Origin of the sequence: Bacillus sp. AFS055030, from assembly GCF_002574545.1 — a bacterium.
Taxonomy (GTDB): Bacteria; Bacillota; Bacilli; order Bacillales; family Bacillaceae_G; genus Gottfriedia.
In genome coordinates this window covers 144675-156920 of record NZ_NUGT01000009.1, presented here as the reverse complement: position 1 = coordinate 156920, position 12246 = coordinate 144675, and the positions used below count along the sequence as shown (strand labels likewise).

Genomic DNA, 12246 nt, shown 5'->3' with positions numbered 1-12246 from the left:
AAAGATAAAGTGTTCCAAGACTCATCAAATTCGAAACCAAATAAGAATACAAATCAACAAACAGAGACTAATCATTCGAGTCAACTTTCAGCAGAAGAAATTTTAAAAAATATCATTTCTAGTGCTAAACAAGGAAAAATTCCAAACCAACAAGATATAGAAGTAGGGAAGACTTTCCTAAAAGATATAACAGAGCAATTTGGGGAATCTACCCAAAAAGATCAGGTTGCAAATGGTACGTACTTAACTTATCAAAAACAAGGATTTGCAGTAGGATATGACAATCAAAATCGAATTTATGAAGTAAGATCATATGATGCTAATTTACAAGAAATTCACTATGACGATATTATGAAACAATTAAATAAGCCGACTAAGATTAAATACTATAAAGATCAACAAGTGGATCAAATTATTTTAGTTTATGACCTAGATCATATTGAACTGAAGTTTATCTTACCAAGACCTACTAATGAAAATAATAATCCAACACTACATCATACTTCAGTATCAATAATTGACCAGCCTATTCCTAGCACTGGCACTAAACTAGATCAGCTTTTAAATGAGATGACACTTCAAGAAAAAATAGGTCAAATGATCATCTCAGGTTTTTATGGAACGAGTTACTCAAATAGTTTAAAAGAACTAGTTGAACAATATCATATTGGTGGATTTATTTTTTACAAAGAAAATCTAACGAATAATAGTCAAACGGTTAAACTTGTAAATTCAATAAAGGCTGCTAATCGAACGAATCATTTACCAATTTTATTTGGAGTTGATCAAGAAGGTGGAAGAGTATCGCGTTTACCAGGTAATCTTGGTCAAATACCGTCAAACCAATTAATTGGAAATAAAAATGATAGACAATTCTCATATGAAATTGGTCAAATACTGGGAGAACAACTTCAAGCTTTTGGTTTAAATATGGACTTTGCACCTGTTTTAGATGTAAATAGTAATCCTAAAAATCCAGTCATTGGTGATCGTTCTTTTAGTAATAATCCAAATACTGTAAGTAAATTAGGAATACAAACAATGAAAGGGATCCAGTCAGAGAAAATCATTCCGGTTGTAAAGCATTTTCCGGGCCATGGTGATACTTCGGTTGATTCCCATTTAGAATTACCAGTTGTAAACAAATCGTATACTGATTTACAACAGTTAGAATTGATTCCATTTAAAGCTGCTATCGATCAAAACGTAGATGCAGTTATGGTTGCACATATTTTATTACCAAAAATCGATCCAAAATACCCTTCTTCCATGTCTAAAATGGTCATTACTTCAATGTTAAGAAATGATTTAAAATATGATGGAGTAGTTATGACGGATGATATGACGATGGATGCAATTGGAAAAAATTATAATTTGGAAAAAGCAGCGGTTACTTCCATTTTAGCTGGAAGTGATATCATTATGGTTGCTCATGATCCTAACAAAGTAAAAGCTGTTTATAAAGAAATCGAAACAGCCGTGAAAAACAAAACAATTTCAGTAGAACGTATTAACGAAAGTGTAAAACGAATCATTTTACTTAAACAAAAATATAAACTAGATAATCATGAAGTAAAGCCGATGGATCTTCAAAAGCTCGTTGAAAAAACAAATAAGTTATTAAATAAGTAGAAAAATTAACAAAAAAAGGAAAATACCACCTTTTGTCGAATAAATAGTCTGAAAGGTGGTGTTTTTTCTGGCAAGTAAGATTTCAGATGCAGGATTAATGCTATTAGCTATTTTTAAAGAACTTCAAGAAAAAGAGCCAAATTTTGAAAAAGGGCTTCATAATGAAGTAGGAGTAGAAATTGATGATGTCGAACCTGCATTAATTGAATTAGAAATACAAGGATTTATAAACGGTTTAACTTGGATTAAGAGTGATATAGATCAAAAAGAAATTGCTTCATTATTTAATATTTCAATAACACCTACGGGCTTAGCTAAAGTAATAGAATTATTAAGATAAACTATATACATATAAAATGACTACCTCAAATGTTTAAAACATTTGAGGTTTTTTGAAAGAAAAAAGGAGGAAATTAAAATGAAAATTAAAAAAGTGAACCCCGAATCTGTTGCAGCACCAGTTGGCCAATATAGTCATGTCACAATTGTCCCAAGACATGCAGAGCTAGTTGTTTTATCAGGGCAAGTAGGAAACGACAAAAACGGAGTATTTCCAAATGATATCGAAAGTCAATTTGTCAATGCACTTGAGAACATTAAAAGCATCCTTGAAAGTGAGAAAGTCGATCTTAATAATCTTTTTAAATTAAACTTTTGGCTAACGGAGAAAATCGATCGTCAATTCTTTCTAGACTGTTGGAGCCAATTTCATTCTGGTAACCCACCAGCAACAACTTATGCTTATGTATCAGCTTTAGCAAATCCAGACATCAAAATAGAAGTTGAAGCATGGGCAGCAAGATAATCAACATAGTTCATTATGTGTAATCAAATGTTATAGTAAAAAACCAAGTATGGTATTGACCGGTATAACATAGCCAACTTTGGGAAACTTAAGTGGAGGTAATTCGGTTCGAAAGCGAGATGAAAAATTGAAATGGATGAATTCGAGTCTCAATTAAATCCCACTTTAATCAAAAATATAACAAAAACACTAACTCAACTTAATCTAAAAATCGAAGGCATAATAGGAAGAATTGAAAATAAAGGTTGTGGCATATTAACTGAATTTGAAAATATACATCGCGTCTTTAATAATTTACAAATGGATGCAGCCTCATTTTATTTAAATTCATATCTTTCTCCGTATACTGATATCTTTGATGAATTGACAATCACAGTTCAACACTTATCCAAACGTAAACACGGCGGATTAATTGTTGTAAAAAGAAACGACACACTAGAAGAATTGATGAGCTCTGGGATCCATGTAGGTGCAAAACTATCTCCAGCACTGCTAGAATCAATTTTTTATCCAGGTAGCCCTCTACATGACGGAGCAGTCCTAGTTGAAAATAACATGATCATCTCAGCAGGTAATGTACTTCCACTTTCAAAAATTACATACGATAATAGAAAACTTGGAACAAGGCACCGAGCAGCAGTTGGAATTTCCGAACAAAGCGATGCACTTGCTCTAGTTGTATCTGAAGAAACAGGAAATATATCTTTCGCTTATAAAGGGAGCTTATATCCTGTTCAATATGGAGCACCAATTAATTGAAACTGAAATGGATTATTGTTAAGTAAAGCTGAGGCTGTAGTTTTAGTTCCATTAAAGAGTGTGTTTTTTAGTGTGTGGTTTTCATCTATTTGCTAATTTACTTACTTATAAACTTATTATGAGTAAGTTTTTTTCATATTCTTGCTTTTGAATTTCTTTATGAACCTGTTAAGAGGAAGTACAAATCAAGTTTAATCCAAAGACCTACCGCATGAACCTGTTATGAGGAAGTACAAATCAAGTTTAAGCCAAAGACCTACCGCATGAACCCGTTATGGGGAAGTACAAATCAAGTTTAATCCAAAGTACTACTGCATGGACCCATTATGAGGAAGAACATATCAAGATTAAGCCAAAGACCTACCGCATGAACCCGTTATGGGGAAGTACAAATCAAGCTTAAGCCAAAGTACTGAATCAAGGGTTCCATTTTAAATATAGTAAAAGTTTTATCTTTACTTGCCAAACGGTCATTTTGATCGTTTTTTTGTTTTTAAAATAAATAATACTTTTTTCAGATTTTATGGATTGTATTGTATTTGAAATCATATTATGATTATACTTAATTATTCCGATATGAAAGGTTGGTTTTTGGTATGTCTAATTCAAAAATAAATACAATTCCATTACCTTTAGTTCGTACAAATCAATGGACGATCTTTATTTCTGTTATATTAACTTGGATTACTGGTCAGTACTGGCTATTACTTATACCTTTAATTAGTGGTCTTAGTGGATTGCTTTTTGATTTCCATCCAATCATTACATTTGCTAAACGTTTTTTAAAAAAGAAACCATCTAGCTATCCACAAGAGGATAAAGGCCAACAAAATTTTAATCAAACAATTGCAGTAACATGTTTATCTCTTGCTTTTATTGGAGCATTACTTGGTTGGAATGTATTATTTTATGTGTTTTCAATTATGGTCGCATTAGCATCGTTTATCGCAATCAATGGATTTTGCATTGGATGCTATATTCATTTTCAATGGAATCAATATAAATACCGAAAAAGTTTAAGGTAAATTATTTTCAAATCTGAGTCTTCTCATTAATTGAGAGGGCTTTTTTTATGATACGAAAACATAATTCTGTATAATAGAAATTGTATAAGAATTTACAATTAAACTTATTGCTTCAGGAAGGAAGAATATAAATAATGATTAAATGGAAAGAAGACATTGTTATTAATGCAAATATCGAAAAAGTATGGAGTCTATTTTTAGATAAAAATATTAAGAAAATAATGCCAAAAGTTGAGGAGCATAATTTAATTGATAAAAACGAAAATGAAGTAGGTGCAAAGCATCAGCAAAGTTATAGAGAAGGGAAACGTGTAGAATCTTATATTGTTGAAACATTAGCATACGAGGATACTGAATCATATAAAAAAAAGCAAATTCATTTTGTTTTAGCTAATGCTTTTGAAACAAATTTAACATTTACATTAGAAAAAATCGATGATTCACATACAAAATTTATTTATGAAGGCACGAATGCGGGGGTGAATTTTATCGGACGGGCAATGTTAAAACTAGCTAATCCAAAGGGGAATAATTTAAAAGCAGTACATGAATTTTTACAAAGAGTCGAACAGGAAGCTTTAAAGGAGTAAGCTTAATTATTCTAAACAAAAAAAGGAGAGCATCTTGTACTCTCCTTATTCGTTATTTATTTGATACTTTACTTAATAATTCATATGAATATAGACGCGCCGCATGATCAAAAACTGAGCCATTTACCATAATCTCATCAGCTTTTGTTATATTTAAAACGGTTTGTAGTTTTTCAGTAACGGTTTCGATTGTACCAATAGCAGAAAGTTTCATTTGATTTTCAAGTGTTTCTTTTTCAAATGGACTCCAAATTTCATCCATATCGTCAACTGGTGGTTTTAAAAGAGCTGGTTTACCACCTCGAACTAGGTTTAAAAATGATTGTTGCTGTGTTGTAAAAAGTCTTTTTGCTTCTTTGTCTGTGTCAGCAACGACAACATTTAAACCAATCATTGCATATGGTTCATCTAAAATTTTAGATGGTATAAAATGATTGTGGTACAACTGCATTGCTTGGACTGTATAGTCTGGTGCGAAGTGCGCTGCAAAAGCAAATGGTAAACCTAGTTCGGCAGCTAACTGAGCACTAAAGCCACTAGATCCTAGTAACCAAATTGGGATATCTAACCCTTCACCAGGCACCGCTTGAACCGTTGAACTGCCAATACCACCTGGCGGATTAAAGTAATTACGTAATTCTTCTAATTGAGCAGGGAAGTCTTCATGGCTGCGTAAATCTCTACGTAACGCTCTAGTTGTTGACATATCACTACCAGGAGCACGACCTAATCCGAGGTCAATACGACCTGGATGTAATGATTCTAATGTTCCAAATTGTTCTGCTATGACTAAAGGAGCGTGATTTGGTAACATGATTCCACCAGAACCAACTCTAATCGTTGATGTTCCACTCGCAATATGTCCAATTACAACTGAAGTAGCTGAACTTGCAACTGCTGGCATATTATGATGTTCTGCAAACCAGTAACGGTGATATCCCCATTTTTCAGCATGCTGTGCTAAATCAAGGCTATTTTTAAACGCATCAGCAGGAGTACTTCCTTCAACAACTGGTGCTAAGTCTAATACAGATAAAGGTATATCACTTAAATTCTTAGCAACTTTATCTTGGAAACGATTATTCATCATAAAATTTTCCTCCTAAAAATCCATTTCTCAATATATGGAAAAAACGAGACGATTTCATTAAATAAACTGTGTTTTAATTAAATACAGTATGGTAAGATTATAGAAAATCTAAAGACATAATACAAGTTTTTGAACTTGGAAATAATTATACAAAGAAATCGTTATATGGAAACAAGAAGTACTTTTGGTAAAAAGAAAAAAATTTGTAAATAAATGTATAGAATAATTTTTCAGAAACATACTATCTTTAATCTGATAAACAACATCAGAGCATCCAAAAGACAAAGGAGTCGACAACATGGCAAACAGAAGATCTTCAAATCAATATGCTTCACCAAATGCAAGTTCAGCAATTGAGCAAATGAAGTTCGAAATAGCTTCTGAATTTGGAGTGCACTTAGGACCAGACACAACTTCACGCGCTAACGGTTCAGTTGGTGGAGAAATTACGAAGCGTCTAGTTCAAATGGCAGAACAAAGCCTAGGCGGATATGCTCGTTAAATAAAAACTAAGGATGGAAAAGCTAATTTTCCATCCTTTTTTAATGTTGTAAAAAATGTTTCTCCCTATTAGAAAACGTGACCTACTTATTTTTAAAACTACTATATACTTGCAAGGGATACAAAAACGGGGGATAATAATATCACTGGATGGTGATAAATTATGTCAAGTTGCAAAAACTCCGTTACTCCTAAGTGGTTCGGATTTGCTATTCAGGCATTAGTTTTACTAGCAACAACAGAAGGGGTTACACCAAGTAAAGCAATCGCAAAACATATTAGATCAGGTGTTTCATTTATGAGAAGAATCATGGCTCCCCTCGTAAAAGAAAAAATTGTAGAAGCAAGAGAAGGACGAGATGGCGGTTATTTATTAGCTAAGTCACCCGAGGAAATTACCTTAAAACAAGTCTACATTGCCCTACAAATGACAGAACCTCTATCAACCGCACTAATTGAATCCACATCTGACTGTACTAGTGGACGTGTAATGAACAATGTATTTTCAGACTTTGCAATCGAAGCAGAAGAGCACTTACTTGGCTTTTTATGTAACTATACTTTGGCGGATTTTGTAAGACGTGCCAGTCATAAAACGATCGAATCACTTTGAAAATATCGTACATTTTTGGATGTACGATATTTTTATTTTGTTGGGATAGTAGATTTACAAATAAAAATAAGAGGACGAGGTTATTTATTCCTCTAGGTCTTATGGCATTGGACAAAATAATCATTTTTTTAATTCCCATACGAGTTTCTAAATTTAAGCATTGAGTATATAGAAAATATAAAATCAAAAAAATGCACTTGAAATAAGAACAGTTATCGCATATACTGTACTTAAATCAAATGCACTTACAAAAAGTAACCACCTTTAGTAACCACACTATTTTTTTAAGTATTACTGTTTCTGAAATAAGAACAGTAAGTAGTAGTAAAATATTTTAAAATAAACTGTACTTAGTATAAGTTCAGTAAAAAAGGGAGAGATTTTTAAATGAAATGGTTTACTAGAATTATTCAAGGGATATTAATTATTGCATTTCTCATGTCTGGAATTGTAAAGTTAAGTGGAAATACGCAGATGTTACATGATTTTAAAGAGGTTTATGGTTATTCAAAAGGTATGATGTATACGATTGGTTCATTTGAAGTGTTAGGTGCAATTGGTTTATTAGTTGGTTATTGGAAATTGTTAATTGGTAAGCTTGCTTCAGCCGGATTAGTCATTATTATGGTAGGAGCTGTATTTACTCACTTACAAGCGGGGCAAGGCATGAGTGTTGCAATGGCTCCATTCATTCTGTTAGTGTTAACATTAATTGTATTATTTTCTAGAGGTGGTAGATTAAAATGAATTTTCATCAAAAGCCAAAAGTTTATGCTCCAACGGTTGAATTAAAAGTTGCAAATTTAGAGCGTTCATTAGCGTTTTATCAAGAGGTTATTGGTTTAAAAGTTTTGAAGCATTCCACTACAAATGCTAGTTTAACTGCAGATGGGGTAAATGTTTTAATAAAATTAGAGCAGCCAGATAAAGTTACTCCTAAAAATGAGGAAAATACAGGATTGTATCATTTTGCGTTATTAGTTCCTACTCGAAAAGATTTAGGTATCGTGCTTAAGCATTTGATTGAAACTAGAAACCCACTTCAGGGTGGTTCGGATCATTTAGTCAGTGAAGCAATCTATTTAGCGGATCCAGATATGAATGGGATTGAAATTTATGCAGATCGTCCATCTGAGAATTGGCAATGGCAAAATGAGTATGTCGTTATGGACAGTAAACGTTTAGACGTTGATGGGCTTTTGGCACTTGCTGAGGATGAGGATTTTAATGGATTACCAGAAGGAACAATTATGGGGCATATCCATTTACAAGTTTCTGATTTAACTAGTTCAGAGAAGTTTTATTGTGATGGACTTGGATTTGATGTTGTAACGAAATATGGAAGCCAAGCATTATTTATTTCAACAGGACGTTATCATCATCACATCGGTTTAAATACTTGGCATAGTGCCAGGGGAGTTGCACCTTCAAAGAACAGTGCAGGGTTAAAGAATTTTACGCTTTTATATCCAAGTGAAGAAGAAAAAACGGCCGTAGTAAATCGTTTAAAGAATATGGGAGCTTTTGTTTATGTAGAAAATGGCGTCACACTTACAAAGGACCCTTCAGGCATTACAATCCAGCTTGTAGTTAGTTAATGAAAAATAAAATAGAATACAGTCAAAGAGACATTTTCAACCATTATGTTGTGAATGTCTCTTTTTTTCGTTTCTCATTTTTTAGCTGCAATCTATCATATTTCTTCAATAAAAATAATATATTTGAACAACATGTACATTTACTAACTATGGGAGACGGGAAGAAAAAGGGAGAGTGAAAAAGTGTTACATATTGTAGTTTGTATAAAACAAGTTCCTGATACGAAGATCATTAAGATGAATCCGAAAACAAATACGATGGACCGTGCTAGTGCTCCAGCCATATTAAATCCGTATGATGCTCATGCTGTGGAGGAAGCTGTTCGAATAAAGAATAAATATGGTGGAACTGTTTCGGTTATTACCATGGGGCCACCACCTGCTGTAAAAGCGATAAGAAAATGTATCGAAATCGGTGCAGATGAAGGGTATATGATTTCAGACCGTGCATTCGCTGGGGCAGATACTTTAGCGACAAGTTATGCATTGACAAAGGCGATTGAAAAAATAGGGCAAATTCAAGCGGTTGATTTAATCATTTGTGGAAAGATGACAATTGACGGTGATACTGGACAAGTTGGACCAGGTATTGCACGTCGTTTAGATATACCGCCATTAACATCGGTTAAGAAGGTTCAAGAAATTAATAAAGATGAAGGGTATGCGATTGTTCATCGGAAAATAGAAGATGGCCATGAAGTGATTAAAACAAGTTTACCTTGTTTATTTGCAGTTGAAAAAGAAATAAATGAAGTTCCTTATTCATCACTTACAAATATGATAAAAGCTGCTAGGTATAATCCGACCATTTGGGCTGTAAAGGATCTAGAAGATATTGATATTAAACAATTAGGTTTAAAAGGTTCACCTACAATCGTTTCGAAAGTGTGGGCTCCACCAAAGGCTAAAGGTGGAACGATTTTTGAAGGAACTTCATCAGAAAAGGTTAAGGAATTGATGAAGATTTTAAATGAGAAGAAAGAATTATTTGAAGTGAAAGGAGGGGTTTAAATGGATTTCTCAGAGTACAAAGGGATTTGGGTGTTTATTGAAGAAAACGATAAAGTTATAGCACCCGTTTCGCTAGAATTGCTTGGAGCTGGTAAAGAATTAGCAGAAAAACGTGGTTGCGAATTAGCAGGATTATTAATTGGTGAAAATGTGAAATCATTAGCCCCTAAGTTATTTGAATACGGTGCTGACATTGTTTATGTATACGATGATCCAATTTTTAAAGATTATCGCACTGAATCTTATATGAAAGCAGTACTTGAATGTTGTAACAAATATAAGCCTGAAATCTTATTGTATGGTGCAACTTCTAAAGGGAAGGATTTAGCAAGTGCGGTGGCAACTGACTTACCGACAGGCTTAACTGCCGATACTACTGTATTGGATGTTGAAGAGGATACAGGACTCTTATTAGCTAGTCGACCTGCATTTGGTGGAAACATAATGGCAACTATTCTTTGTAAGAAATATAGACCTCAAATGGCTACCGTTCGTCCAAAGGTAATGAAAGCGCTCACTCCTATTCCTGGTGCTGAAGGGGTTGTGATCGAAGAGGAAATTGATTTGAAAGAAGAAGATATTCGTACAAAAGTATTAGAGATTGTACGGGCTACAACTAAGAAAGTTCGCATTGACGAAGCCGATATTATCGTAGCCGGTGGTAAAGGGTTAGGTAGTAAAGACGGATTTCAGTTGATTCATATGTTTGCTGAATCAATTGGTGCGGCTGTTGGAGCAAGTCGTGATGTAGTTGAAGCTGGCTGGGTTGAACATCATCATCAAGTAGGTCAGACTGGCGTGACGGTTACACCAAAAATTTATTTCGCAATAGGGATATCTGGTGCAATACAACATATTGTTGGGATGCAAAATTCAGGTCTCATTATTGCGATCAATAAAGATCCGAATGCGGCAATTTTTCAATCTTGTCATTACGGCATCGTGGGAGACGCATTTGAAATAGTACCAATGCTGATTAACGAATTCCAAGAAAGTTTTTCTTTAAAGGAGGAAAATCACGATCATGCCGGAAAAATTTGATGTAATTGTCGTTGGAGCAGGCCCAGCAGGAATTTCATGTGCATACGAGCTCGCAAAAAATGGTGTTAATGTTGTCCTTATTGAAAGAGGAGAGTATCCAGGTTCGAAAAATGTTATGGGTGGCGTATTGTATCGTAAAATGATGGAGGACGTTATACCTGAATTTTGGAAGGATGCTCCAATCGAGCGGGTGATTGTAGAGCAACGAGTTATGATGCTTGATAAACAATCCGCTACAACCTTTGGATATAAAGGTCTCGAATTTGCTGAAGAACCTTATAATAATTTTACTGTTCTTCGTTCAAAGTTTGATCAATGGTTTGCTCAAAAAGCAGTAGAACAAGGTGCATTATTAATTAATGAAACAGTTGTTCTTGAGTGTATTGTAGAAAACGATATGGTAGTGGGGGTAAGAACAGATCGACCAGATGGTGATTTATATGCCGATGTGGTCGTACTGGCTGATGGTGTAAATTCACTTTTAGGAAAATCTTTAGGTTTCCATAAAGAATGGAGACCAGATGAAGTCGCTTTGGCTACAATGGAAATTTTAAAGCTAGATAGTAAAATAATTCAAGATCGATTTGGTCTTGAAGGTAACCAAGGGGTAGCAATCGAGCTATTTGGAGATGCGACAAAAGGGATAGTTGGCACAGGATTTTTATATACAAATAAAGATTCACTTAGTATTGGAGTCGGTACACTATTATCAGGAATGATTGAAAACAAATTGAAACCATATGATTTACTTGAATACGTTAAAAATCATCCGATGATTAGACCATTTATTCAAGGAAGCGAACCGCAAGAATACCTTGCGCACTTAATTCCTGAAGGTGGGTACAATTCAATCCCTAAATTGGTAGGAAACGGAGTATTAGTAATTGGAGATGCAGCACAGTTAGTAAATGCAATCCATCGTGAAGGCTCAAATATGGCAATGACATCTGGAAGATTAGCAGCAGAGACCATTATTGAAGCAAAAGCGTTTGATAACTACTCTGATGTGGCATTAAAACCGTACGCTGATAAATTACTAAATAGCTTTGTAGGACAGGATTTGAAAAAATATAAAGATGCAACACATCATTTTGAAAAATTCCCTCAATACTTCGAGGAATATATTCCACTATTAAATAAATCAGCTAGCCAAATGTTTACAGTAGATGGTAAATCTAAATGGGAAAAACAAAAGAATATTATGAGTAATATAGGAGGGGCAAAAGCTAAACTTAAGCTTGCGAAAGATGTATACAAAGCATGGAAGGTGATGAAATAAATGAGTGAGACAAAAAAAGAAAGTACAATCGAAGAAAAGCAATATCTCGTTCGTTTTAATGCCGATACAAAATCGCACTTAACTGTACTAGATTCCGATATTTGTATGACAAAATGTCCCGATAAAATTTGTACAATATTTTGTCCAGCTGAAGTTTATAAATGGGAAAATATTCGAATGCATGTTGGATACGAAGGTTGTCATGAATGTGGAAGTTGTAGAATAGGCTGTCCTCATCAAAATATTAAATGGGAATATCCGAAAGGTGGGCACGGAATTATATTTAGATTGGGGTGATTTTA

General features: G+C 33.9%; 15 protein-coding genes. 14 read left to right on the top strand and 1 reads right to left on the bottom strand.

Annotated features, from left to right (window positions below):
* Positions 1 to 9: 9 nt before the first annotated feature.
* The 6 genes from nagZ (at position 10) to CN925_RS03985 (ending at position 4811) form a co-directional block, all read left to right on the top strand.
* Positions 10 to 1632, top strand: a complete 1623-nt coding sequence (nagZ, locus tag CN925_RS04010) for a beta-N-acetylhexosaminidase (RefSeq protein ID WP_142339182.1) — start codon at positions 10 to 12, stop codon at positions 1630 to 1632.
* Positions 1633 to 1687: 55 nt separating this feature from the next.
* Positions 1688 to 1972 carry a hypothetical protein gene (locus CN925_RS04005; RefSeq protein ID WP_098844971.1) on the top strand — a complete coding sequence of 95 codons (285 nt, stop codon included), beginning with the start codon at positions 1688 to 1690 and terminating at the stop codon, positions 1970 to 1972.
* 78 nt (positions 1973 to 2050) lie between these two features.
* Positions 2051 to 2437 carry a RidA family protein gene (locus tag CN925_RS04000; RefSeq protein ID WP_098844970.1) on the top strand — a complete coding sequence of 129 codons (387 nt, stop codon included), beginning with the start codon at positions 2051 to 2053 and terminating at the stop codon, positions 2435 to 2437.
* Between the two features lie 132 nt (positions 2438 to 2569).
* Entirely contained in the window at positions 2570 to 3196 is a 627-nt protein-coding gene (gene cdaS, locus CN925_RS03995) for a sporulation-specific diadenylate cyclase CdaS (RefSeq protein ID WP_098844969.1), read from the top strand.
* 596 nt (positions 3197 to 3792) lie between these two features.
* Positions 3793 to 4221: a DUF4395 domain-containing protein gene (locus tag CN925_RS03990; protein ID WP_098844968.1), complete on the top strand. Its 429-nt coding sequence runs from the start codon at positions 3793 to 3795 to the stop codon at positions 4219 to 4221.
* Between the two features lie 134 nt (positions 4222 to 4355).
* Complete coding sequence (locus CN925_RS03985; RefSeq protein WP_098844967.1) at positions 4356 to 4811, top strand: SRPBCC family protein; 456 nt, start codon at positions 4356 to 4358, stop codon at positions 4809 to 4811.
* 52 nt (positions 4812 to 4863) lie between these two features.
* Here CN925_RS03985 and CN925_RS03980 read toward each other — a convergent pair whose 3' ends face one another.
* A complete protein-coding gene (locus CN925_RS03980; RefSeq protein WP_483295165.1) occupies positions 4864 to 5901 on the bottom strand; it encodes an LLM class flavin-dependent oxidoreductase in 1038 nt (345 codons plus the stop codon).
* A gap of 298 nt (positions 5902 to 6199) precedes the next feature.
* On the opposite strand from CN925_RS03980, the gene CN925_RS03975 reads away from it, so the two are divergent.
* The 8 genes from CN925_RS03975 to CN925_RS03940 all read left to right on the top strand — a co-directional run bounded on the left by CN925_RS03975 (position 6200) and on the right by CN925_RS03940 (position 12241).
* Positions 6200 to 6403: an alpha/beta-type small acid-soluble spore protein gene (locus CN925_RS03975; RefSeq protein WP_098428898.1), complete on the top strand. Its 204-nt coding sequence runs from the start codon at positions 6200 to 6202 to the stop codon at positions 6401 to 6403.
* A 162-nt stretch (positions 6404 to 6565) separates the two neighbouring features.
* On the top strand, positions 6566 to 7015 hold the full coding sequence (locus CN925_RS03970; protein WP_025568186.1) for an RrF2 family transcriptional regulator: 450 nt from the start codon (positions 6566 to 6568) through the stop codon (positions 7013 to 7015).
* A 387-nt stretch (positions 7016 to 7402) separates the two neighbouring features.
* Entirely contained in the window at positions 7403 to 7762 is a 360-nt protein-coding gene (locus CN925_RS03965) for a DoxX family protein (RefSeq protein ID WP_098844966.1), read from the top strand.
* Positions 7759 to 8613: a VOC family protein gene (locus CN925_RS03960; RefSeq protein ID WP_098844965.1), complete on the top strand. Its 855-nt coding sequence runs from the start codon at positions 7759 to 7761 to the stop codon at positions 8611 to 8613. Before CN925_RS03965 ends, CN925_RS03960 begins: the two co-directional genes overlap by 4 nt.
* A gap of 183 nt (positions 8614 to 8796) precedes the next feature.
* Complete coding sequence (locus CN925_RS03955; RefSeq protein WP_098844964.1) at positions 8797 to 9624, top strand: electron transfer flavoprotein subunit beta/FixA family protein; 828 nt, start codon at positions 8797 to 8799, stop codon at positions 9622 to 9624.
* A complete protein-coding gene (locus tag CN925_RS03950; RefSeq protein WP_098844963.1) occupies positions 9625 to 10665 on the top strand; it encodes an electron transfer flavoprotein subunit alpha/FixB family protein in 1041 nt (346 codons plus the stop codon).
* Positions 10649 to 11944 (top strand): FAD-dependent oxidoreductase, encoded by a 1296-nt coding sequence (locus tag CN925_RS03945; RefSeq protein ID WP_098844962.1) that lies wholly within the window; start codon positions 10649 to 10651, stop codon positions 11942 to 11944. The genes CN925_RS03950 and CN925_RS03945 overlap by 17 nt, the downstream gene beginning before the upstream one ends.
* Positions 11945 to 12241 (top strand): ferredoxin family protein, encoded by a 297-nt coding sequence (locus CN925_RS03940; protein ID WP_025568180.1) that lies wholly within the window; start codon positions 11945 to 11947, stop codon positions 12239 to 12241. It begins immediately after the preceding gene.
* The last annotated feature ends 5 nt before the right edge of the window (positions 12242 to 12246 follow it).

Excerpts from the sequence above, each read along its gene's own strand:
- CN925_RS04000 (WP_098844970.1), top strand. The coding sequence starts at position 2,051 with ATGAAAATTAAAAAAGTGAACCCCGAATCTGTTGCAGCACCAGTTGGC.
- cdaS (WP_098844969.1), top strand. The coding sequence starts at position 2,570 with ATGGATGAATTCGAGTCTCAATTAAATCCCACTTTAATCAAAAATATA.
- CN925_RS03990 (WP_098844968.1), top strand. The coding sequence starts at position 3,793 with ATGTCTAATTCAAAAATAAATACAATTCCATTACCTTTAGTTCGTACA.
- CN925_RS03985 (WP_098844967.1), top strand. The coding sequence starts at position 4,356 with ATGATTAAATGGAAAGAAGACATTGTTATTAATGCAAATATCGAAAAA.
- CN925_RS03980 (WP_483295165.1), bottom strand. The coding sequence starts at position 5,901 with ATGATGAATAATCGTTTCCAAGATAAAGTTGCTAAGAATTTAAGTGAT.
- CN925_RS03975 (WP_098428898.1), top strand. The coding sequence starts at position 6,200 with ATGGCAAACAGAAGATCTTCAAATCAATATGCTTCACCAAATGCAAGT.
- CN925_RS03970 (WP_025568186.1), top strand. The coding sequence starts at position 6,566 with ATGTCAAGTTGCAAAAACTCCGTTACTCCTAAGTGGTTCGGATTTGCT.
- CN925_RS03965 (WP_098844966.1), top strand. The coding sequence starts at position 7,403 with ATGAAATGGTTTACTAGAATTATTCAAGGGATATTAATTATTGCATTT.
- CN925_RS03960 (WP_098844965.1), top strand. The coding sequence starts at position 7,759 with ATGAATTTTCATCAAAAGCCAAAAGTTTATGCTCCAACGGTTGAATTA.
- CN925_RS03950 (WP_098844963.1), top strand. The coding sequence starts at position 9,625 with ATGGATTTCTCAGAGTACAAAGGGATTTGGGTGTTTATTGAAGAAAAC.
- CN925_RS03945 (WP_098844962.1), top strand. The coding sequence starts at position 10,649 with ATGCCGGAAAAATTTGATGTAATTGTCGTTGGAGCAGGCCCAGCAGGA.
- CN925_RS03940 (WP_025568180.1), top strand. The coding sequence starts at position 11,945 with ATGAGTGAGACAAAAAAAGAAAGTACAATCGAAGAAAAGCAATATCTC.